Origin of the sequence: Streptomyces sp. NPDC006283 (assembly GCF_040613325.1) — a bacterium.
In the GTDB taxonomy this organism is placed as follows: Bacteria; Actinomycetota; Actinomycetes; order Streptomycetales; family Streptomycetaceae; genus Streptomyces.
Window position 1 is genome coordinate 25246 of sequence record NZ_JBEXRZ010000035.1, and the last position, 21386, is coordinate 46631.

Consider the following 21386-nt stretch of genomic DNA (forward strand, 5'->3'; position numbering starts at 1 on the left):
CACCTTAGGGACAAAGGACCTTGAATACCGTGATGACGCGTCTCGACCAGGAGGTCTCTCCCCGACGATGCACAGAGCGTCAAGCCCTCCGGGCGGGCACGAGCACGCCGGGGTTGAGGATTCCGGCGGGGTCCAGTGCGGTCTTGGCGGCGGTCAGCGCGGCGGCGAACGGGTCCGGGCGCTGGGCGTCGTACCAGGGGCGGTGGTCGCGTCCGACCGCATGGTGATGGGTGATGGTGCCGCCGTTGTCGGCGATCGCCGCGGAAACGGCTGCCTTGATCTCGTCCCACTGGGCGACGGTGCTGCCCCAGCGGCCGGGCGCGTAGACCCCGAAGTACGGTGCGGGTCCGTCCGGGTAGACGTGGGTGAACCTGCAGGTCACCACCCCGTCCTGGCCGGTGACCTTGACGATGGCGTCACGGGCCGCCTGCGTGACGGCATGGTGAAGGTCTTCGTACCGGTCCCACGTGCACGCCGTCTCGAAGGTCTCGGCGATCACCGAGTGCCGGGCGAGCGCGTCGCGCTGATAGGGCATGCGCAGGAAGGAAGAACGCCACGTGTCGCCGGCGCTCTCCTCGGCGGACCCGGCGACGATCTCACCACCGTGGTCCCGGCACAGTTCCTCGGCCCGGTCAAGTGACGTGCGCACCGGGTGGTCCGCCGACTCGAACCCCAGGATCAGCACGCCGCCCTCAACGGCGACGCCTGCGTTGATCAGCGCTTCGGCGGAATCGAGCAGCCGGCAGTTCGCCGGGTGCAGCCCGCTCTGCGCGATCGCCCTGGTGGCCGCCACGGCCGACGTGTAGTCGGCGAAGTGCACGGATGCCCTTGCGCGCCAGCGGGGCCGTTCCTGCAGGCGCATCCACGCCTCGGTGATGACGCCCAGGGTGCCTTCGCTGCCGAGGAAGAGCCGGTCGGGCGAGGGGCCCGCCCCGGAGCCCGGCAGCCGTCGCGATTCGCTGGTCCCGCTCGGGGTGACGACACGCATCGACTCGACCATGTCGTCGATATGGGTGCGCAGCGTCGCGTAGTGGCCGCCCGCCCGGGTTGCCAGCCAGCCGCCCAGGGTGGAGTACTCGAACGACTGCGGGAAGTGCCGCAGGGTCAGACCGGACGGCCGGAGCTGGTCCTCCAGGTGCGGGCCGAACACGCCCGCCTGGATGCGCGCCGCCCGGCTCACGGGGTCGATCTCCAGTACCCGGTCCAGTCGCTGGAGGTCGATGGTGACCGCAGCGCGGTCGTCGTCGAACCGGGGCTCGATTCCGCCCACGACCGAACTGCCGCCGCCGTAGGCGATCGCGGCGATCCCGTCGCGGGCACACCAGTCGAGCAGGTCGACCAGGTCGCTTTCCCGCCGCGGCCGGGCCACCAGATCGGGCGCGTGGCGCAGGTCCCCGTGCAGGTTGCGCACCACGTCCCGGAACGCTTTGCCATGTGCGTGTCCGGCCCGGTCGGCCGGGTCGGCGGAGCAGAGGTCCGCGAGCGCGGCGGGGGCGGAGACCCGGGGAGCGGACAGTCCGAGCGCGGAGACGTCCGGTGGTTCATGGCCCGTCAGGTCGCCGGGCGACAGCATCCGAACCCTGGCCAGCAGAGCCTCCAACTCCGCTCCGGCCAGTGCCTCTTCGACCTTGCCCCAGCCCCACCATGACCGTGTCATCGCCACACCTCTCGAATTGACTGATGGGTAAATTACTCTCCAGTCACACCGGGCGCTAGAGTGGTCGCGTGAACAAGGCCGGAACCAAGGGCGTCGCCCGCGCCGATCGGGAACAGCAGATCATCGGCATCGCGATCGAGGAGTTGGGCAAACGGGGCCACGCCCGGGCGTCCGTGGTCGACATCGCCCGCCGCGCGGGCATTTCCAAGCCGCTGATCTACGGCTACTTCGGTTCCAAGGACGGCCTGTATCTGGCCTGCCTGCGCCATGTCGGTGACCTGCTGGTCGAAGCCGTCGACGCCGCTCAGGCCCGCAGCGGCTCGGCCGATCACGCCCTGGACACCCTCGCCGCAATCTTCGACGCGGTCGGCCCGTGCCGCTACGCCTGGTCCGTGCTCTACGACCCGACTCTTCCGCCCGCCGGCGAGATCCACGACGCCGCGATGCACTACCGAAGCAGGCTCGCCGGTATCGGCGCCTCGGGCAGCACACAGCTCCTCACCCACGCGGGCCACCGCGACCCGCTCGACCACGCTTTCCTCAACCACATCTGGCAGTACGCCGTTACCGCTGTCATGCGGTGGTGGATCGACCACCCCGAACAGTCCCCTGCGGACATGACGGCTCGCTGTGCACGCGTGCTGTCCGCTCTGGACCCGGGAAATCGCCTTCCCATTACGCGAAGCTGACGGGGCACGGGGCGCCAGGCAGGGATGGCTCCCCTCCCGGAGCGTCTCGTAACCGAGGCCGAGACGCTCCATGACACCGGCTGGGAAGTTGCTGACCACGACATCGGCGCCGCGCACCAGCTCTTGGACGGCCGCCAGGCCCTCCTCGGTGCGGGTTTCGATGCTGATGCTCCGCTTGTTGCGGTTGATCGACAGGAAAATTGGCCGCGACGCAGGCCGCTGATGTCTCCGACGCCGTGTGGGTGACAATGACGCCGTGGAGCCAACCAGTCGGATCATCGTTGCCTTGGATTGTGACAACCGCCGAGCGGCTGACGAAGTCGTCGACCGGCTGGGAGATGAGTGTCGCTTCTACAAGGTCGGGACGGAGCTGCTCACGGCGGCCGGGCCGGACCTGATCGAGCGTCTCGTAGCCAGGGGCAAGGAGGTCTTCCTGGACCTGAAGCTCTTCGAGATCCCGAACTCCGTGGCCGGCGCGGTCCGTGCCGCCGGCGCTCTGGGTGTCTCCATGGTGACCGTCCACAGTATGGGCGGCACGGGCATCATGTCCGCCGCTGTCGCCGCGGCCCGCGACTTTCCACGCCTTCGCGTGCTGGCTCTGACCGTCGTCACCAGCATGACGAGCTCCGATCTCGCGGACATCGGCGTCACCGGCTCGACCTCGACCGAGGAACAGGTGTTGCGGCTGGCCCGGCTGGCACAAGGCGCTGGTTGCCACGGCGTGATCGCATCGCCGCAGGAAGCCGGGCCGCTGCGTGGTGTGCTGGGAGCCGGCGCCCTGATCGTCACGCCCGGAGTGGCGCTTCCTGGTGAGTCCGCAGGCGAGCACGCCCGGCCCGGCACACCGCGTGCTGCCGTTGCCGCTGGTGCGTCACATGTCGTCGTGGGCCGGACGGTCACCCGTGCCGCGGACCCGGCGGCCGCGTTCCGGCTCGTCCGCGCCAACCTGGTGCAGTGATCGGATGCCCTTCCCGCTGCGGGTGTGATCGCGTTCGCCCGGGTCTGGATGGAACCGGCCAAAACCTCCTGCCGGAGATCCGAGCACCACGGGCCCTTCTCCGTACAGCCGTTGACGCCCGCGTGCGGCGAATGGCATCGTTCCCATGTGGGATCGATGCCACGCCGTCGCGCCCACCGGCGCGGGAAGGAACCCGAGCCGTGCCCGTCACCCGGATAGCCGACGACGTCCTGCGTTATGAAGACACCTGCCATGTCTACGTCCTGAAGAGCGGTCGGGAGGCCGTTCTCATCGACTTCGGCGACGGACGGGTCCTGGACGACCTGTCCGACCTCGGGGTCGACCGGATCACCGACGTCCTGGTCACCCACCACCACCGCGACCAGGTGCAGGGACTCCACCGGGCCGCGCGGGCCGGCATCCGCATCTGGGTGCCGCCGGTCGAACGCGACCTGATCGAGTCCGTCGACGAACACTGGCGCACCCGCCCGCTCGACAACGACTACGACGTCCGCCAGGACCGCTTCTCCCTCCTCAACCAGGTGCCGGTGTCCGGCACCGTCGCCGAGTACCGCACCATCCGTTACGGCGGGTACGACATCCACACGCTGCCGCTGCCCGGCCACACCGTCGGCTCCGTCGGCTACCTGGTGACCGTCGGCGGGCGGCGGCTCGCCTTCACCGGAGACCTCGTCCACGGAGAGGGCCGGCTCTGGTCGCTGGCCGCCACCCAGTGGGCGTACACCGGATTCCACCCCAACGCCGGGATGGAAGGCGCCGCCGCCACCGTCCTGTCCTGCCTGCAACTCCTCGACCACGAACCGGCGATGCTGCTCCCCTCGCACGGGCAGCCGGTCACCGACCCGCCCGCCGCCGTCGCCCGGCTGAGGACACATCTGCAGGAACTCATCGACATGCGGCGCGCCACCCCGTGGGAGCCCGAGCGGCTGCTCACCCACCCGTGGAAACCGGTCACCCCGCACCTGCTGCGCAACACCACCAGCATGGCCAACTCCTACGCGCTGCTCTCCGACAGCGGCACCGCCCTCCTCATCGACTTCGGCTTCGACCTCACCACCGGGCTGCCCGGCGGCCACGACCGCTCCTCGCGCCGCCCGCTGCTCGCCTCCGTCGAGGCACTCCGGCGCGACCACGGGATCGACCGGGTCGAGGTGGCGCTGCCCACGCACTACCACGACGACCATGTCGCCGGGTTCAACCTCCTGCGCGAGGTGCACGGCACCGAGGTCTGGTCGCCTGGCCACATCGCACCGGTCCTCGCCGCGCCGACCCGCTGGGACCTGCCCTGCCTGTGGTACGACCCGATCCCCGTCGACCGCGTACTGCCCGACGCGGGCGCCGTGCGCTGGCGCGAGTACGAGATCGGCGTACACGAACTGCCCGGCCACACGCTCTACGCGGCGGCCTACTCCTTCGTCGCCGACGGCCGCCGGGTGATCGCCACCGGCGACCAGCAGAACACCGCCTGGTCGCCGGAGGGCGGGCAGCCCGAGCTCCTCAACTACCAGTACCGCAACCGCTTCCGCATCGACGACTTCGTCCGCAGCGCGGAGCTGTACCGACGCCTGCGCCCGGAGCTGATGATCAGCGGGCACTGGTTCCCGTACGAGGTGACCGACGGCTATCTCGACATGCTGCTGGAGCAGGGCGAGCGTCTCGCCCGGCTGCACCGGGAGATACTGCCCCGCGAGGTCGACTTCGAGGCCGAGGGGTTCGGGGCCCGGATCAGCCCGTACCGCAGTACGCCCGCGCCGGGCGGCACCGTCGAGCTGACCGTGGAGGTCCGTAATCCCTTCCCTGAGGCCGAGTTGGCCCTCCTGCAGCTCGTCGTACCGCCGGGCTGGGACGCGGAGCCGCCGGTGCGCGAGGTGAAGCTGGCCGGGCGGGAGGTTGCCGAGACCCGGTTCGCGCTGCGCGTGCCGCGCCATGCCCCGGCGGCCGAACGGATGCGGGTGGCGGTGGACATGACGGTGGGCCGGATGGCGTTCGGACAACAGGCGGAAGCGCTGGTGAGCGTGCGATGAGCGGGACGGACAGCAGAATGCTCGACGGGACGGCCGGCGACGGGACAGGCATGACGGCCGACGTGACGACGGGTGCGGTACGGGTCCGGTACGCGGGCGGCGGCGTGGTGGAGGCCGAGGCGGACCGCTGGCGGATGACCGTCGCCGCCGACGGGCAGACCGCACGGCTGTACGCGCGCGACGGCGCCACCGCGCACCATCCGGTCGAACTCCAGTTGCCCGGGGCTCTGGACCGCACCGACCGCTCCGACGAGACCCTGTCCGTCGAGGCGCCCGAGCTCGAGCCGGCGGGCCGGTGGCCGGTCGTCACCGTGCGGCGGCGCAGCAGCGCCTGGCTCCGGGCGTGCACTCGTGTCGAGTGCACGCCGGAGGGGCCGGTGTTCACATGGGAAGTGGAGGGCGAGGGCGCGCTCCGGCAGAGCCTGCTGCTCGGCCAGCGGGCCGCGTACGGAGGGCGCGGCGGCGGCCTGCGGCCCAGCGGGCACGCCTGGCACACTCTGTTCACCCCGAATCCGGGACCGCCGCGCCGACTCACCCGTGGCGCAGGCGAGAGCGCGGCCGTCGGGGCGTACGGTGACGCACGGCCGGGCCGCGGCCACTGGTTCTTCACGCCCGCGCCGCTTGTCCTCGCCCTGACCGAGGACCGACTCGACGACACCGCCGACCCGGCCGGCGCCCAGGCGCCGCACGGCTGGTGGACTCTCGGCCTGGGCGCACCCGTCCGGGATCTCACCTTCACCGAACTCACCTATGCGCCTTCCGACGGGGGCTTCCACCTCGCCCTCGCCTACGAGGGGCACACCCGCGTCGACGGCCTCCACCGCTCGCCCTCGGTGATGGTCTCCCCCGGCCATCCGGACCCGTACGCGGGGCTGCGCGCCCACCGCGCCTGGCTGGAGGAGCGGGGTTGGTCCGCCCGGCCGCGCACCGCACCAAAGGAGCGGCCCGCGTGGTGGACGGAGCCGATGTTCTGCGGCTGGGGGGCCCAGATGGGCCGGTCCCGGGAGACCGGCCGGTCCGCACCGTCGCTCAGCACCCGGGCCGAGTACGACACCCATCTGGCGCACCTCCGGTCCCGGGGACTCGTCCCCGGGACCGTCGTCATCGATGACAAGTGGCAGGAGCAGTACGGGAGCTGGCGTCCTGACCCGGCCGCCTGGCCGGACCTGGGCGGCTGGATCGCGGACCACCACGCGGGCGGCCGCCGGGTCCTGCTCTGGTGGCGGGCCTGGGCGATCGAGGGCGTACCCGACGAGCTGTGCGTCCGAACCGCCGACGGCCGCCCGGTCGCGCTGGACCCGGAGCACCCGAAGGCCCGTGACCTGCTGGCCGGGAACATCCGGCGGATGCTCTCCCGGGACGGGCTGGACGCCGACGGACTGAAGATCGACTTCACCGCCGACACCCCCACCGGCGAAGCGCTGTCGGGGCACGGCGAGTTGTGGGGCATCGCCCTGCTCCACCGCTATCTGGAGATCGTGTACGAGGCGGCGAAGGCGGCCAAGCCGGACGCGCTGATCGTCACGCACACCCCCCACCCGGCGTTCGCCGGCGTCACCGACATGATCCGGCTCAACGACATGATCCGGCTCGACGACCCCGACCCGTACGCGCCCGTCGTCCCACAGATGCGGCACCGGGCCGCGGTGGTGAACGCGGCCTGCCCCGGGCTGCCCGTCGACACCGACGACTGGTGCGCCCCCGACCGCGATCAGTGGCGCGCGTACACCGCGGTGAAGGACCAGCTCGGGGTGCCCGCCCTCTACTTGAGCACACATGTGGACCGTACGGGCGAGCCGTTGGAAGACATCGACTACGCTGCGTTGCGTCGCCTGTGGGCGCGATGGCAGGGGCGCGTGCGGAACGCGGCAGCGGGGGACACAGGAGGGACGGCCTGATGGCGAACGGTGCGGCGGTGCGCGGCGGCAGCAGCGGGAGCAACGGCAGGCGGGCACGGGCGACGCTGCGTGATGTCGCCGAGGCCGCCGGCACCTCGCGGTCGACCGCCTCCCGCGCTCTCGGCGGGCACGGCTACGTCGCCGACCACATCAGGGAGCGGGTCCAGGCCGCGGCCGAACGCCTCGGCTACGTCCCGGACGTCTCGGCCCGCACGCTCAAGGGCCGCGGCAGCGGACTCGTCGGCGTACTCGTCTCCGACCTGCGCAACCAGTTCTACGCGGAGCTGGCCGCGGGCGTCGAGCACACCCTGTCCGCCGCCGGGTACCAGATGGTTCTCGTCGACGACCACAGTGACGACGAGCGCGCCGCCGCCGGAGCTCGGGCCTTCCTGGCGATGCGCGCCGACGGCGTGCTGCTCACCCCGGTGGGACGCACGGCCACCGAGAACCTGGTGGGCCACGGCGTGCCGGTGGCGGAGATGGACCGCAGATCCGGAGTACGCGGCTGCGACGTGGTCTCCATCGACAACGAACGCGGTGCCCGTCTGGCCGTGGAGCATCTGATCGCCCTCGGCCACCGGGACATCGGCATCGTCGTCGACGAAACCCAGTGGGACACCGGTCGCAACCGTCTCAAAGGTTACCGGGCGGCGCTGAGGGACGCGGGCCTCGCGACGCCGCGCCGCCATGTGCTGGACCTGAGCCGGAGCGAGGGCGTCGGCGACCAGCGGACGCAGCTGACCGCGTTCTTCGACGGCAATTCCGCTGTCACCGCAGTCTTCGCGGCCAACAACGTCATGGCCGAACTGGTCTGGCAGGAGCTCAAGCGCCGGGGTGCCGATGTGCCCAGCAGCTGCTCGCTGGTCTCCTTCGACGACCTGGCCTGGATGAAGATGGTCGAGCCGGGCGTGACCGCCGTGCGGCAGCCGGTGTTCGACCTCGGTGGGCGCGCGGCCGAGCTGCTCCTTGCCCGGATAGGGCGGGACGACGCGGGACGGGCCGGTTCCGTGGTCCTGGAGCCGGAACTCGTGGTGCGTGGCTCCACCGTGGCGCCGAAGGGCTGAGCGGGCCGCCGAAGCCGACCGCGACGCCTGCCCGGGTGAGACCGCCGCACCGATGAGAGGTCTGGCAGAGCCGGCGTCTCTCATCGGCAGCGAAGCCGGTAAATCGTTCATTCCAGGCCGTAGTTGGCCCTTCCCGACGCCCTGAGCGCCGGCTTCCTCGCGCTGTCCGTTCGTGCGAAGGATTCCTGTCGATCGACGGTCCGAAAACCGTTGACCGTTGGACATGTTGTGGTTACGTTCTCACGTGGGATCGATGCCACACGGTGGGACGCCGGGAGCGAGCCGCAGGTCTCCCCGCCCTCGTGTCCAGGACACGGAACAGGCATCGACCGCCCCCGTGTAGCCGGCCGCTCAAAGGAGAGAAGATGGCGGCACCACCCCAGCGCATACGCCGCAAGGCGACGGGACTCGTCGCGGCATTCGCCCTGCTCCCGGCCCTGACCGGCTGTGGCGGCGTGAGTCTGGCGGACACCTCGGACTCGACGTTTCACCACCATGGGCTTCGGTCTCGCCGACGCCCTCGCCACCGACCGTATGGAGTCCGCCCGCAAAGCCCTCAAGGGCCTGGACGTGAAGGTCAACGAAGGCGCCTTCGACCCGCAGCAGTTCCTGTCCGCGGTCGCCGCCGGCGACGCGCCCGACGTGGTCCGCATGGAACGCACCCTGATCGGCGGCTACGCCGCGCGCGGCGCACTGCTCCCGCTGACCGACTGCCTGAAGCGCGAGAACATCGACACCGGCGACTACTACCGCACCGCCATCGACGAAGGCTCCCTCGACGGCACCGTCTACGCACTGCCCGACTCCTACGACAGCCGGCTGCTGCTCACCAACGACAAGGTGCTCAAGGAGAACGGCACCAACGCCGCCGAGCTCTCCACCGCCGACTGGAAGGGTCTGAAAAAGCTCGCCGGCCGGCTCCAGAAGCGCGACGGCAACAAGCTGACCCGGATCGGCTTCGACCCGAAGATCCCCGAGTTCTACCCCCTGTGGGCCAAGGCCAACGGCGCCGACCTGATCAGCGCCGACGGACGCACCGCCGAACTGAACGACCCCAGGGCGGTCGAGGCCCTGGAGTACGCGGTGAGCCTCATCGACACCCAGGGCGGCTGGGGACGGTTCAAGTCACTGCGCGACTCCTTCGACCAGTTCGGCGACCGGAACCAGTTCGCGCGCGGTCAGCTCGGCTCCTATCCGATGGAGGACTGGTACGTGAACGTGCTCGCCGGCACCTCGCCCGACATCGACCTGGTGGCCGATGTCTTCCGCGGCCGCGACGGCAAGCCGCTCAACTGGGCCTCCGGGTACGGCTGGGCGATCCCCAAGGGCACCCGGCACCCCGAGGCCGCCTGCACCTTCGTCAAGACGATGACCTCGACGGAGTCCTGGGTGAGCGCCGCGAAGGCGAAGGCCGAGGAGGTCCGCGCGAGCGGCGCCCCGTACACCGGTGATGTCACCGCCAACATCGCCGCCGACGCGATCATCGAGCGCGAGGTGTGGAAGTCCACCGGCAACAAGGCCTTCGACGACGCCACCAGGATCGTCTTCGACATCTCCCGTGAGGCCTTCACGGTGCCGTCGAACGCGGCCGGCACCGAGTTCAAGAACGCCTGGCAGAGCGCCGTGAACCGGGTCCTGGCCGGTGACGAGACCCCGCAGCAGGCCCTCGACCGGGCCCAGCGCGAGGCCCAGAGCGCCCTCGACCTCGCCAACCAGGGACTGAGGTGAGCCCGGTGCAGAACTCCCTCACGACCCCGGCGAAGAGGCGCACGGCCCGCAGTGGCCGAGCCCGCGAGATCTGGGCCGCGTACGGTTTCATCTCGCCGTGGATCATCGGATTCCTGGTCTTCACGGCCGGCCCGATGGTCGCCAGCCTCTTCCTCTCCTTCACCGACTACGACGGCATCGGCGAAGCGCACAACGTCGGCTTCGACAACTACCGGCAGCTCTTCGAGGACCCGTCGGTCGCCCGGTCCCTGATGAACACCCTCGCCTTCACGGTGCTGCGGGTGCCGCTGTCGATGGCGTTCGCGCTGCTCCTCGCCATGCTGCTGCTGAAGGCCGGCCGCGCCGCCGGGTTCTTCCGCACCGTCTTCTATCTGCCGGTGATGACCCCCTCCGTCGCCGTCGGCATCCTGTTCCTGCTGCTGTTCAACGGCAACGTCGGCCTCGTCAACCACGTCCTCGGCTTCGTCGGCATCGACGGGCCCTCTTGGACCACCGACGGCGCCTGGGTCAAGCCCGGCCTGGTCCTGACCACCCTGTGGTCCGTCGGCTCCACCGTGGTGATCTACTTCGCCGCGCTGAAGAACGTCCCCAAAGACCTCTACGAGGCCGCCGAGCTCGACGGCGTGGGCCGCTGGAACTCCTTCCGGCACGTCACCCTGCCGCAGATCTCCGGCACCCTCTTCTTCACGCTGATCGTCAACACGATCGCCTCGCTGCAGACCTTCACCGAGGCCTACACCGCCTTCTTCGGCAGCTCCAACTCCCAGACGTACAGCAACGACGCGGCCCTGTTCTACGTCGTCTACCTCTTCCAGCAAGCCTTCCAGTACATGCACATGGGATACGCCTCCGCGCTGGCCTGGCTGCTGTTCCTGGTGATCGTCGCCATAACCGTCGTCCAGGCCAAGGTCAGCAAGCGGTTCGTCTACTACGAGGGGGACCAGCGATGACCCAGCTCACCATGCGCCCCGGCACCGACACCGTGGCGGAGCCCGGAAGCACCCCCGCCCCGCGGCCCGGCCGCAGGACCCGGAGCCGCGCGGACGACGGCACCCCTCGGCGGATCCTGCGCGCCCTCGGCCTGCTCGCCGCCTCGGTCGTCTTCCTCTACCCGTTCCTCTGGCTGGTCAGCGCTTCCCTCAAGCCGTCCGAGGACGTCTTCGACAACGTGCTGATCCCGGACGTGTGGCAGTGGGCGAACTACTCCGAGATCTGGACGGCCGTCCCGCTCCTGACCTGGATCGGCAACAGCGTCCTGGTCACCCTGGCAGCCGCGGTCACCGTCACCGTCAGCAGCGCCGTTGTCGCCTTCGGCTTCGCGTACTTCCGCTTCCCCGGCCGCGACGCCCTGTTCGCACTGGTCATCGGCACGATGATGCTGCCGGCCGTGGTCACCATGGTGCCTCAGTACCTGATCTGGAACTGGCTCCACCTGGCGAGCAGTCAGATCCCGCTGTGGGCGCCGAACCTGTTCGGCAGCGCCTTCTACATCTTCCTGCTGCGCCAGTTCTTCCTCGGCCTGCCGCGCGAACTCTTCGAAGCGGCCCGGGTGGACGGCGCCGGCTACTGGACGCTGTTCTGGCGGATCGCGGCCCCGCTGTGCCGGCCGGCCCTCATCGTCACCTTCATCTTCGAGATCCAGGCCGCCTGGACCGACCTCGTGCGGCCCCTGATCTATCTGCGCGACCCCGAGCTCTACACGGTGCCGCGCGGGCTGAAGGCCGTGCTCGACCAGTTCGGCGAGGGCGGGGAGATGCGCTGGGAGATCGTGTGCGCCGCGAGCCTCGTGGTCACCCTGCCCATGATCATCGCCTTCTTCGTCTGCCAGCGGCACTTCACCGACGGCATCGCCACCACAGGAAGCAAGAGCTGACCCTTTCATGACCAGCTATCACGAGCCGGCAGCCATCGGGCGATCGGTACTCGCGCTCGACATCGGCGGCACCAAGCTCGCGGCGGGCGTCGTCCGCGAGGACGGCACCGTGCTGTCGTTCCTGACCGTGCCGACGCGGGTGGAGGAGGGCCCCGACGCCGCCCTGGACCGCCTGTTCACCCTCGGCACGTCCGCGCTGCGGGCCGCCGGTGTCGACCCCGCCGACGCCCCCCGCGCCCTGCTCGGCTGCGGCATCGGCTGCGGCGGGCCCCTGAACTCGGTCACCGGCACGCTGATTTGCCCGCCGCACCTGCCCGGCTGGCTCGACATCCCGGTCACCGACCTGGCACGACACACCTACGGGACACCCGCCGTCCTCGACAACGACGGCACCGCAGGCGCGGCGGGGGAATGGCGCTTCGGCGCCGGACGCGGCACCCGCCACCTCGTCTATCTGACGGTGTCCACCGGCATCGGCGGCGGCTTCGTCATCGACGGCCGCACCTACCGCGGCGCCGCCGGCAACGGCGGCGAACCCGGCCACATCACCGTCCGCTCCGAGGGCCGGCTCTGCCGCAGCTGCGGGAGGACGGGCTGCCTGGAGGCGTACGCCTCGGGCACCTCCATCGCCGAACGGGCCCGCGACGCGGTGCGAGAGGCGGCCGCCCACGGGCAGCGGACGGTGCTCGCCGGTATCCCGCTCACCGAGCTCGGCGCCGCCGACGTGGCGCGGGCGGCCCGCGAGGGCGACCCGCTCGCGGTCCTCGTGTGGCAGGAGACCACCGACCTGCTCGCCGAAGGCCTGACCTCACTCGTCAACCTCTACGAACCGGAGGTCGTCGTCCTCGGCGGCGGTGTGACCCGCTCCGGCGACCAGCTCCTCGCCCCGGTACGGGAGAAGGTGGCGGGTCTGGCCATGGGTCCGGCCGCGGCCGCCGCCCGGATCGTGCTCGCCACCGGCGGCGACCGCGCCGGAGTGCTGGGCGCGGCGGCCATCGCGTTCGAACGCCTCACACCCCGCCGGGACACCGAGGACCCCGGCACCGAGGCGGCGCTTCCCAGCCTTCTCTGACCGCGCCGACTCCGCCGAACCCTCTTGGCGAACCGCGAACCGCGAACCGCGAACCACGAACCACGAACCGCGAACGGTCCCCGTCGCGGAATCCGTACCGACCCGAGCCCGCACCACCCCGTCTGGAGCATGATGTCCGCCCCACCCCACGCCCCCGTCAGCCCGACGGCCCAGCTCGCCGAACACGTCACGGCCGCCCAGCGGCTGGAGGAACTCCTGCCGCAACTGCGTACCGTCGGTGACCGGCTGATCGACGTCTTCCGTGACGGCGGCCGGCTCTACACCTTCGGCAACGGCGGCAGCGCCGCCGACGCCCAGCACCTCGCGGGCGAGTTCATCGGCCGCTATCTGCGCGAACGCCGCGCCCTACCGGCCGTCTCGCTGGTCACCGACCCGTCCGTGGTCTCCTGCATCGGCAACGACTACTCCTACGACGAGGTCTTCGCCCGTCAGGTCGAGGCGCTGGCCACCCCCGGCGACATGGTCGTCGGCTTCACCACCTCCGGCCGGTCGCCGAACATCGTCCGCGGCCTGGCAGAGGCCCGTAAGCGCGGCGCCGTCACCGTCCTGTTCACCGGCGGCGCGAGCGCCGACGTGCCGGCCGCCGCCCACGCGGACCATGTCCTGCTCGCCCCGGCCACCACGACCGCCCGCATTCAGGAGATGCACCTCACCCTGCTGCACCTGCTCAGCGAGCACGTCGACGCCTGGGCCGCCGGGACCGGCACGGGCGCGGGTGCGGATGTCGGCTGCGACAGCCACTGCGACCAGTCCGAACCCACCCTCCACGACCGGCGGGAGAACGCCCTGTGACCAGCAACCTCAATCCCAGCTCACGCGACCGCACGCTGCATCTGGTCGGCAACGCCCACATCGATCCGGTGTGGCTGTGGCGCTGGCCCGAGGGCCTGCAGGAGATCCGGGCCACCTTCCAGTCCGCGATCGACCGCATGGAGGAGTACCCCGACTTCGTGTTCACCTGCGACTCCGTGATGTACCTGGAGTGGATCGAGACCCATGACCCCGAGCTGTTCGCGGCGATCCGCAAGCGGGTCGCCGAGGGGCGCTGGCAGATCGTCGGCGGCTGGTGGATCGAGCCGGACTGCAACATCCCCTCCGGCGAGTCCTTCGTCCGCCATGCCCTGTACGGTCAGCGGTACCTGATCGAGAAGTTCGGCGAGGCCGCCACCGTCGGCTGCAACCTCGACCCGTTCGGCCACAACGCCACCATCCCGCAGATCCTGCGCAAGTCCGGCATGGACGGCTACGTCTTCCTGCGGCCCGGCCCGCACGAGCAGGTCCTGCCCGGCCAGTTCTTCCACTGGGAGGCCCCCGACGGCTCCCGCGTCATGGCCTACCGGCTGCCCCACGAGTACTGCACGCCCGGCAAGGACATCGGCAACCACCTCGACAAGTCGCTCGCGATGATGCCGCCCGACGAGCCCGAGCTGATGGTGTTCTACGGCGTCGGCAACCACGGCGGCGGCCCTACCAAGGCCAACCTCGACTCCATCGTCCGCCTGGACTCCCTCGGCGGCCTGCCCAAGCTGGAACTCAGCCACCCCGGCCGCTTCTTCGACACGCTCCGCGCCCGCGAGGACGTCCCCGTCCACGCGGGCGAGCTCCAGCACCACGGCCCCGGCTGCTACTCCGCGCACTCCGGCGTGAAGGCATGGAACCGACGCGCCGAGAACGACCTCCAGCGCGCCGAGAAGTGGGCGGCGGTCGCGGCGGCCGTGGCCGGCGAGGAATACCCCCTCGACAAGCTGACCGAGGCGTGGAAGCTGGTCCTGTTCAACCAGTTCCACGACATCCTCGCCGGTACGTCGATCCGCTCGGCGTACGAGGACTCCCGCGACGAGTACGGCCGGGCCCGCTCGATCGCCGCCGAGATCTTCAACCGCGCGACGCAGGCGATCGCCCGCCGTATCGACATCCCGCTGCGTGACGGCACCGTGCCCGTCGTGGTCTTCAACCCGCATCCGTGGGAGCTGACCTCCGACGTCGAGGTCGAGTTCGCGCAGGCCGCCGCCGTCCGCCTCACCGACCACGACGGCAGGCCGGTGCCGGTGCAGCTCACCCGTTCCGAGGCCGCCATGCAGGGCAACCGCGGCCGCCTCGCCTTCCGGGCGACCGTCCCGCCGCTCGGCCACCGCGTCTTGCACCTGCTGCCCGGCGCCGCCGAGCCCGCCGCCGGCCCGGTCACCGCGACCGGCACCAGCCTGGAGAACGAGCACCTGCGCCTGGAGATCGACCCGGCGACCGGCTGGTTGACTTCCCTCCTCGACAAGGACAGCGGCGCCGAACTGATCCCGGCGAGCCCCGGCGCGCATGTCGTCGTCGTCGACGACGCTAGCGACACGTGGGGCCACCGCGTCCGCGCGTACGACAAGGCGGTCGGCTCCTTCACCGGCAGCCGGGTGCGTCTCGTCGAGTCGGGTCCGGTGCGTGCCGTGCTGCGGATCGAGAGCCGCTACGGGACCTCGACGATGGCCGAGGAGCTCGTCCTCTCCGCCGGCGCCAAGGCCGTCGAGGTGCGCACCGTCGTCGACTGGCACGAGAAGCTGAAGCTGCTCAAGCTCCGCTTCCCCACCGCGCTGTCCGACGTCACCGCCACCCACGAGATCCCCTACAGCCACCTGGAGCGCACCCCGGACGGCACCGAGGAGCCCACCCAGGCCTGGGTCGATGTCACCGGCACCCTCCCCGGCGGCAGGCGCGCCGGTCTGACCGTCGTCAACGACAGCAAGCACGGCCACGACGTCACCGGCGGCGAGATCGGCATGACCGCGCTGCGCAGCCCCGTCTACGCCTGGCACGAGCCGAAGATCCTCGACGAGGACGGCGTCTACGAGTACCTCGACCAGGGGCGCCAGGAGTTCCGCTACCTGCTGCTCCCGCACGGCGCCGACTGGCGCGACGCCGACCCGTCACGCCGGGCCGCCGAGCTCAACCAGCCGGTGTACGCGCTCCTGGAAACCTTCCACGAGGGCCCGCTCGGCCAGGTGGAGTCCCATGCCGACGACGGCAACGGCAGCGTCCTGGTCACCGTCGTCAAGGGCGGCGAGGACGGCTCCGGCGACTTCGTGGTCCGCGCCTACGAGTCGCAGGGCAAGGCCGCCGCCACGCGAATATCCCTGCCGATGCTGGGCGAGGCACGCGTCGTCGAGGCGGAGTTCGGGCCGCACGAGATCAAGACGTTCCGGGTGCCGCGCGACGCGTCCGCACCGGTCGTCGAGACGGACCTGCTCGAACTGGCCCTCACACCCGAGGCGAGCGAGGACTGACGCACATGCACACGCTCGACGACGGCTGGGAGCTGCGCGGCTGCCTGGGCGACACCTGGCGCTGGCTGTGCGGCCCCGGCCGCCCGACGCAGGAGCCCGGCTGGTTCCCTGCCCGCGTCCCCGGTTCCGTCCTGGAGGATCTGCGGCGGGCCGGGCAGATCCCCGACCCGTATGTGGGTACGGACAGCCTGCTCGCCGAATGGGTGCCGCAGCGCGCCTGGCTGCACCGCCGCCCCCTGGACCTGCCGGCCCTGGCGCCCGGCGAACGCGCTCTGCTGCGCTTCGACGGCGTCGACCACGAGGCCACCGTCCTCGTCGACGGGCAAGAACGCGCCCATCACGAGGGCATGTTCGTCCCGTTCGAGGTCGATGTGAGCGCGTACGCGGACGGCGGCAGCCACCTCCTGGCCGTCGTCGTGCACCCCGCGCCGCCGAACGAACCGCAGGTCGGCCGCACCGACCGGGTCCGTACCCACAAGGCGCGGATGGGATACGGCTGGGACTTCTGCCCCCGCCTGGTCCACCAGGGCATCTGGAAGCCGGTCCGCCTCGAGATCGCCGGGCCGGTCCGTCTACGGGACGCCGTGGTCGGCGCCCATCTGGAGGAGCAGTGCATACGCGTCGAGGCCGCCGTCGAGGCGAGCGCGCCGGGCGCCTTGCACACCCTGGTCCAGGCGCCGGACGGGGCGGTGGTCGCCGAGACGACCGTCCCCTTCACGGCGGCATGCGGTCAGGTGGCGGCCGTACTCCGGGTGGACGAGCCGGAGTTGTGGTGGCCCAACGGACACGGTGACCAGCCCCTCTACACCGTCACCCTCCGCGCTGTGGACGCCGAGGGCCGCCCGACGGGCGAACCCGTCGTACGGACGACCGGCTTCCGGCGGCTGCGGCTCGTTTCCAACCCGGGCGCCCCGGCCGGCGCCCTCCCGTACACGATCGAGGTCAACGGCCGCCGTATCTACGCCAAGGGCTGGAACTGGGTCCCCCAGGACGCCCTCTACGGCGCCGCGCACCCCGGCCGCCTGGACCACCTTCTCCGGCTGGCCGCCGACGCGCACGTCAACCTGTTGCGCGTCTGGGGCGGCGGGCTGATCGAGACCGAGGAGTTCTACGAGCGCTGTGATCGGCTCGGGCTGCTGGTGTGGCAGGAGTTCAGCCTCTCCAGCTCCGGCATCGCCAGCGTCCCTGCCACCAACGACGCCTACCTGGACCTGATGGAGCGTGAGGCGCGCACGATCGTCCCCGCCCTGCGCCACCACCCCGCGCTCGCCCTCTGGGGCCCTGGCCAACGAACTCCACGACACAGCCACTGCCACCCCGCTCCACGAGGTCACGTCACCGGTGATCGCCCGCCTCGCCCGCGTCGTCGCCGAAACCGACCCCGAGCGCGCATGGTTGCCCGGCTCCCCGTCCGGGCGCGCTTTCCTCAACACGCGGGCGAACATTGACGCCGACCCGGAGGCCCAGCACGACGTGCACGGCCCCTGGGAGCACCAAGGCGTGGGTGCGCACCACGAGTTGTACGACGCGGGCACCTGTCTGTTGCACTCCGAGTTCGGTGTCGAAGGCATGGCCAACCGCCGCATCTGGGACGCGGTCGTGCCCTCCGGCGCACACTGGCCGACCGGCCGCGGCAATCCGGTCATGGAACACCTCGGCGCCTGGTGGAACAACACCCCGCTCGTCCAGGAGACGTTCGGCGGACGCCTGAAGGATGTGGACAGTGTCCGCCGCGCCAGCCAGCAGCTGCAGTACGACGGACTGCGCTACGCCGTCGAGGCAAACCTGCGGCGCGCCCCGCGTTCCAGCGGCACCATCCCCTGGCAGTTCAACGAGCCGTTTCCCAACGCCTGGTGCACCGCCTCCGTCGACCACCGCGGCGACCCGAAGCCCGCCTATCACGGCGTACGGCGCGCCTACCGCCCCGCCCATGTGTGTGCCGCTTTCGCCACCCAGGCGTGGGCGGGCCGGACCCGCTTCGAGGCGACCGTGCACGCATGGCGCCGTGACGCCCGGCCCGGTGATGTGACCGTGGCCCGGATCGTCGCCCTGGACGGCACCGTGGTGCACGAGAGCCGCACCGGCACGGTCAGCCTGCCGACGGCCGGTCTGCCCGGCCCGCTGTTCCTTCTCGACCTCCAACTGATGGCGGATGACGGACGGTTGGTGGCGGGCAATCGGTATGTCCACAGCACCGGCGAAGACCTGTCCGGCCATCTGGACCTGCCGACGGCCCAGGTGGATGCCGCCTGGTCGCCCGACCGCGCTTCGCTGCGCCTCACCCACGTCGGGGGCCCCGCCGCCCTCGGCCTCCACGTCACGGACGCCCGGCCGATCGACGCCGACGGCTGGGCCGTGTTCGGCGACAACATGCTCGACCTGCTGCCCGGGGAGTCCCTCGAGGTGCCCGTCACCTGGCGTGACGCTCCGGTCGAGGGCCGTGCCGTACTGCTGGAAGGCTGGAACACCGATGCCCGTGTCCTTGACTGACGTCCCGCGAGACGCCACCGAGGCAGTGGCCGCGCACCCCCTGGTGCTCCGCGAGGAGTACGACGGACGCGTCGAACTTCCGTACCTGGTGGCTCTCTTGGGCGCCGACGGACACTGCCGCGCGATCCCGGTGACGGACAGCTCAGAGCTTCCCGGCGGCGAACGCACCGCGACCGGGCACGCGCACGGTTTCCGCGCCGCACTGCGGCTGACCCGCGATCCGGCCCTGCCCAGCGCCTCCTACCGCGCCGAGCTGACCGTCCGTCATGAGGGGACGCTGCCCGTCGAAGCCGGAGTCCGCGTGGAACTCCGCCTCGGCACCAGCGACGATCCGGGATGGCTGATCCCCGGAGCCTTCTACGGCGAGAACCGGCGCGCCGACTGCACCCGCTCCTACCCGCGCTATGCCCCGGAATACGCCGAGGCCGACGCCGATCCCACCGGCCTGACCGCGTCCGCCTGGTCCTTCCGCGCCGACCGCTGCGCCACCCCGGCCGTCTTCGCCCGTGACCGGCACGGCGGCGCCGCCCTCGCCCTGGACGAGACCGGGACTCTGGGCCGGCAGGGCGTCGGCTTCGCCCTGCTCCCCGGGGACCTGCCCGCACTGCGCCTGCACGCCCCTTACCGCGAGGAACCCGTCTCGTACTACGGCTCGGACACCCCGCGCCCCGCCGACACCCCGCTGCATCGCTGGTCCCCCGGTGAGGAGCACATCCTGCGCTTCACCGCACACCTCGTCGACGCCGACCCGCACGCCTACGCACCTGTCCTGCGCGCCCTCCACACGGCCGCCCCGGCACCCGAGCGGGGCGCCGCCTGGGTCGGCGTCGACGAGGCGGCAGCGCTCTGTGCCGCAGGCCTGCACCGTTGGCACTACCGCGCCGACCCGCCCGTCCTCCTGGAGACCGCAGCCTTCGACCGGGAGGCACTCGGCGAGAGGGGCGACCGGCCCGCCATGCACGTCTCCTGGGTGAGCGGCGTCCCCTACGCGCACGCCCTGCTGCTGCACGCCCGCCGCACCGGCGACGAGGCGCAGGCCGCGGCCGCCGTCGGCGTCATCGACCACATCTGCACCCACCTCACCCCCGGCGGCACCTTCTGGGGCCAGTGGTCGGCCTCACGCGGCTGGTCGCCGGGGTGGACCGGCGACGCGAACCGCCTGCACGCCCGCACTCTCGGCGACGCCACCCTCTTCACCCTCCGTGCCCTGGTCGCCGAACGCGCCCACGGACACTCCCACCTCGCCTGGGAGACAGCCGTCCGCACCAATCTGGCCGCCGCACTGGCCGGTCAAGACCGGGACAGCGGACGCCTCGCCGCGGCCCACCGCGTGGACGACGGCACGGCCGTCGACCACGAGGGCGCCGCCGGGCTCGCCTGGATCGGCGCCCTGGTGGAAGCCGCCGAAGCCTTCGGCGAACCGGCGTACCTGGAGGCGGCCCGCCGCGCCGGAGCCGCGTTCGCCGACGACGTCCGCTCGGAGTTCCTGTGCGGTGCCCCCGAGGACGTCTCTCTCGCCCCGACCTCCGAGGACGGCTACAACGCGATCATCGCGTACACCCTTCTCCACGAGGGCGGCGCCGACGACGGCCGCTGGCTGGACCTGGCCCGCCGCGCCGCCGACTGGACCCTCACCTTCCGATACACCTACGACGTCGCCTTCGACGAGCACACCTTCCTCGCCCGCTACGGTTTCCGCACCCGCGGCGGCGACCAGGCCTCCCCGTCCAACCAGCATCTGCACGCCTTCGGCCTGATCTGCCTGCCCGAGACCGTGCGCCTGGCCCGCCACCTCGGCGACGACCACTACCTGCGCTCGGCCCGCGAGAACCTCGACTGCTTCCGCCAGTTCGTGGCCCGCGCCGACGGCGACTTCAACGCCTACCGCGGCATGGTCAGCGAACGCTTCTACCAGACCGAGTGCTTCCAGGCGAAGGGCATGATGCTCACCCTCTCCCACGCGTGGTCGGCCGGCGTGCTGCTTTACGCCTGCGAGCACGCCCGTGAACTGCCCGAATTCCAGGGGGACCTGTGACCACGCTGCGTTTTCCGGAGGGCTTCCGCTGGGGCACCTCCACCTCCTCCTACCAGGTCGAGGGCGCCGTCGACGCCGACGGCCGCGGCGAGTCCGTCTGGGACCGGTTCTGCCGACAGCCCGGCGCCATCGAGAACGGCGACTCGGGCGACATCTCCGTCGACCAGTACCACCGGTGGGCCGAGGACATCGCGCTGATGGCCGAACTCGGCACGAACGCCCACCGGTTCTCACTCGCCTGGCCGCGCATCATGCCCGAAGGCGGCGGCCGCACAGAGAAGCGCGGCCTGGCCCACTACGACCGGTTCGTCGACGGCCTCCTCGAACGCGGCATCCAGCCTCTCGTCACCCTCTACCACTGGGACCTGCCACAGGCCCTCCAGGAGCGCGGCGGCTGGCGCGACCGCGACACCGCACACCGGTTCGCCGAGTACGCCGCCGTCTGCTTCGACGCCTTCGGCGACCGCGTACGCGACTGGGTCACCGTCAACGAACCCTGGATCGTGGGCCTCCTCGGACACCAGCTCGGCCTGCACGCACCCGGCGAGAAGGACCTCAAGGCCTCCGCCACCGTCATGCACCACCTGCTG

At 71.2% G+C, this 21386-nt stretch carries 16 protein-coding genes and 1 pseudogene; 15 read left to right on the plus strand and 2 right to left on the minus strand.

What is annotated here, in order from left to right; translation table 11 throughout:
* Positions 1-79: 79 nt before the first annotated feature.
* The gene (locus tag ABZ070_RS10580) at positions 80-1657 is read right to left on the minus strand and encodes an FAD-binding oxidoreductase (RefSeq protein ID WP_356632080.1); all 1578 of its coding nucleotides are present in this window, start codon (positions 1655-1657) and stop codon (positions 80-82) included.
* Between the two features lie 68 nt (positions 1658-1725).
* Here ABZ070_RS10580 and ABZ070_RS10585 point away from each other — a divergent pair, with 68 nt between their 5' ends.
* The gene (locus ABZ070_RS10585; RefSeq protein WP_356632082.1) at positions 1726-2346 is read left to right on the plus strand and encodes a TetR/AcrR family transcriptional regulator; all 621 of its coding nucleotides are present in this window, start codon (positions 1726-1728) and stop codon (positions 2344-2346) included.
* A gap of 42 nt (positions 2347-2388) precedes the next feature.
* Here ABZ070_RS10585 and ABZ070_RS10590 read toward each other — a convergent pair.
* Positions 2389-2625, minus strand: a pseudogene (locus ABZ070_RS10590) (CoA transferase); the annotation flags it as partial.
* Here ABZ070_RS10590 and pyrF point away from each other — a divergent pair.
* The 14 genes from pyrF to ABZ070_RS10660 all read left to right on the plus strand — a co-directional run.
* A complete protein-coding gene (gene pyrF, locus ABZ070_RS10595) occupies positions 2603-3304 on the plus strand; it encodes an orotidine-5'-phosphate decarboxylase (protein ID WP_356632084.1) in 702 nt (233 codons plus the stop codon). The pseudogene ABZ070_RS10590 and the gene pyrF overlap by 23 nt on opposite strands.
* A gap of 200 nt (positions 3305-3504) precedes the next feature.
* The gene (locus ABZ070_RS10600) at positions 3505-5349 is read left to right on the plus strand and encodes an MBL fold metallo-hydrolase (protein ID WP_356632086.1); all 1845 of its coding nucleotides are present in this window, start codon (positions 3505-3507) and stop codon (positions 5347-5349) included.
* Positions 5346-7247, plus strand: a complete 1902-nt coding sequence (locus ABZ070_RS10605; RefSeq protein WP_356632088.1) for a hypothetical protein — start codon at positions 5346-5348, stop codon at positions 7245-7247. The genes ABZ070_RS10600 and ABZ070_RS10605 overlap by 4 nt, the downstream gene beginning before the upstream one ends.
* Positions 7247-8311, plus strand: a complete 1065-nt coding sequence (locus ABZ070_RS10610; RefSeq protein ID WP_356632090.1) for a LacI family DNA-binding transcriptional regulator — start codon at positions 7247-7249, stop codon at positions 8309-8311. The genes ABZ070_RS10605 and ABZ070_RS10610 overlap by 1 nt, the downstream gene beginning before the upstream one ends.
* A gap of 495 nt (positions 8312-8806) precedes the next feature.
* On the plus strand, positions 8807-10039 hold the full coding sequence (locus ABZ070_RS10615; RefSeq protein ID WP_356632092.1) for an extracellular solute-binding protein: 1233 nt from the start codon (positions 8807-8809) through the stop codon (positions 10037-10039).
* A gap of 5 nt (positions 10040-10044) precedes the next feature.
* Positions 10045-10989: a sugar ABC transporter permease gene (locus tag ABZ070_RS10620; RefSeq protein ID WP_356632094.1), complete on the plus strand. Its 945-nt coding sequence runs from the start codon at positions 10045-10047 to the stop codon at positions 10987-10989.
* Positions 10986-11912 carry a carbohydrate ABC transporter permease gene (locus ABZ070_RS10625; protein ID WP_356632096.1) on the plus strand — a complete coding sequence of 309 codons (927 nt, stop codon included), beginning with the start codon at positions 10986-10988 and terminating at the stop codon, positions 11910-11912. The genes ABZ070_RS10620 and ABZ070_RS10625 overlap by 4 nt, the downstream gene beginning before the upstream one ends.
* Positions 11913-11919: 7 nt before the next feature.
* A complete protein-coding gene (locus tag ABZ070_RS10630; RefSeq protein WP_356632098.1) occupies positions 11920-12984 on the plus strand; it encodes an ROK family protein in 1065 nt (354 codons plus the stop codon).
* A 132-nt stretch (positions 12985-13116) separates the two neighbouring features.
* Positions 13117-13797, plus strand: coding sequence for an SIS domain-containing protein (locus ABZ070_RS10635; protein WP_356632100.1), 681 nt, complete (start codon positions 13117-13119; stop codon positions 13795-13797).
* Positions 13794-16271, plus strand: coding sequence for a glycoside hydrolase family 38 C-terminal domain-containing protein (locus tag ABZ070_RS10640; RefSeq protein ID WP_356632102.1), 2478 nt, complete (start codon positions 13794-13796; stop codon positions 16269-16271). The genes ABZ070_RS10635 and ABZ070_RS10640 overlap by 4 nt, the downstream gene beginning before the upstream one ends.
* Before the next feature lie 5 nt (positions 16272-16276).
* Positions 16277-17719, plus strand: coding sequence for a sugar-binding domain-containing protein (locus ABZ070_RS10645; protein ID WP_356632104.1), 1443 nt, complete (start codon positions 16277-16279; stop codon positions 17717-17719).
* Positions 17720-17771: 52 nt separating this feature from the next.
* Positions 17772-18761 carry a hypothetical protein gene (locus ABZ070_RS10650; protein WP_356632106.1) on the plus strand — a complete coding sequence of 330 codons (990 nt, stop codon included), beginning with the start codon at positions 17772-17774 and terminating at the stop codon, positions 18759-18761.
* The gene (locus tag ABZ070_RS10655; protein ID WP_356632108.1) at positions 18748-20796 is read left to right on the plus strand and encodes a hypothetical protein; all 2049 of its coding nucleotides are present in this window, start codon (positions 18748-18750) and stop codon (positions 20794-20796) included. The genes ABZ070_RS10650 and ABZ070_RS10655 overlap by 14 nt, the downstream gene beginning before the upstream one ends.
* Positions 20793-21386, plus strand: a 594-nt coding sequence (locus ABZ070_RS10660; RefSeq protein ID WP_356632110.1) for a family 1 glycosylhydrolase, incomplete at its 3' end; no start/stop codon positions are given. The genes ABZ070_RS10655 and ABZ070_RS10660, both read left to right, overlap by 4 nt.

Excerpts from the sequence above, each read along its gene's own strand:
- ABZ070_RS10580 (WP_356632080.1), bottom strand. The coding sequence starts at position 1,657 with ATGACACGGTCATGGTGGGGCTGGGGCAAGGTCGAAGAGGCACTGGCC.
- ABZ070_RS10605 (WP_356632088.1), top strand. The coding sequence starts at position 5,346 with ATGAGCGGGACGGACAGCAGAATGCTCGACGGGACGGCCGGCGACGGG.
- ABZ070_RS10610 (WP_356632090.1), top strand. The coding sequence starts at position 7,247 with ATGGCGAACGGTGCGGCGGTGCGCGGCGGCAGCAGCGGGAGCAACGGC.
- ABZ070_RS10615 (WP_356632092.1), top strand. The coding sequence starts at position 8,807 with ATGGGCTTCGGTCTCGCCGACGCCCTCGCCACCGACCGTATGGAGTCC.
- ABZ070_RS10625 (WP_356632096.1), top strand. The coding sequence starts at position 10,986 with ATGACCCAGCTCACCATGCGCCCCGGCACCGACACCGTGGCGGAGCCC.
- ABZ070_RS10630 (WP_356632098.1), top strand. The coding sequence starts at position 11,920 with ATGACCAGCTATCACGAGCCGGCAGCCATCGGGCGATCGGTACTCGCG.
- ABZ070_RS10635 (WP_356632100.1), top strand. The coding sequence starts at position 13,117 with ATGTCCGCCCCACCCCACGCCCCCGTCAGCCCGACGGCCCAGCTCGCC.
- ABZ070_RS10645 (WP_356632104.1), top strand. The coding sequence starts at position 16,277 with ATGCACACGCTCGACGACGGCTGGGAGCTGCGCGGCTGCCTGGGCGAC.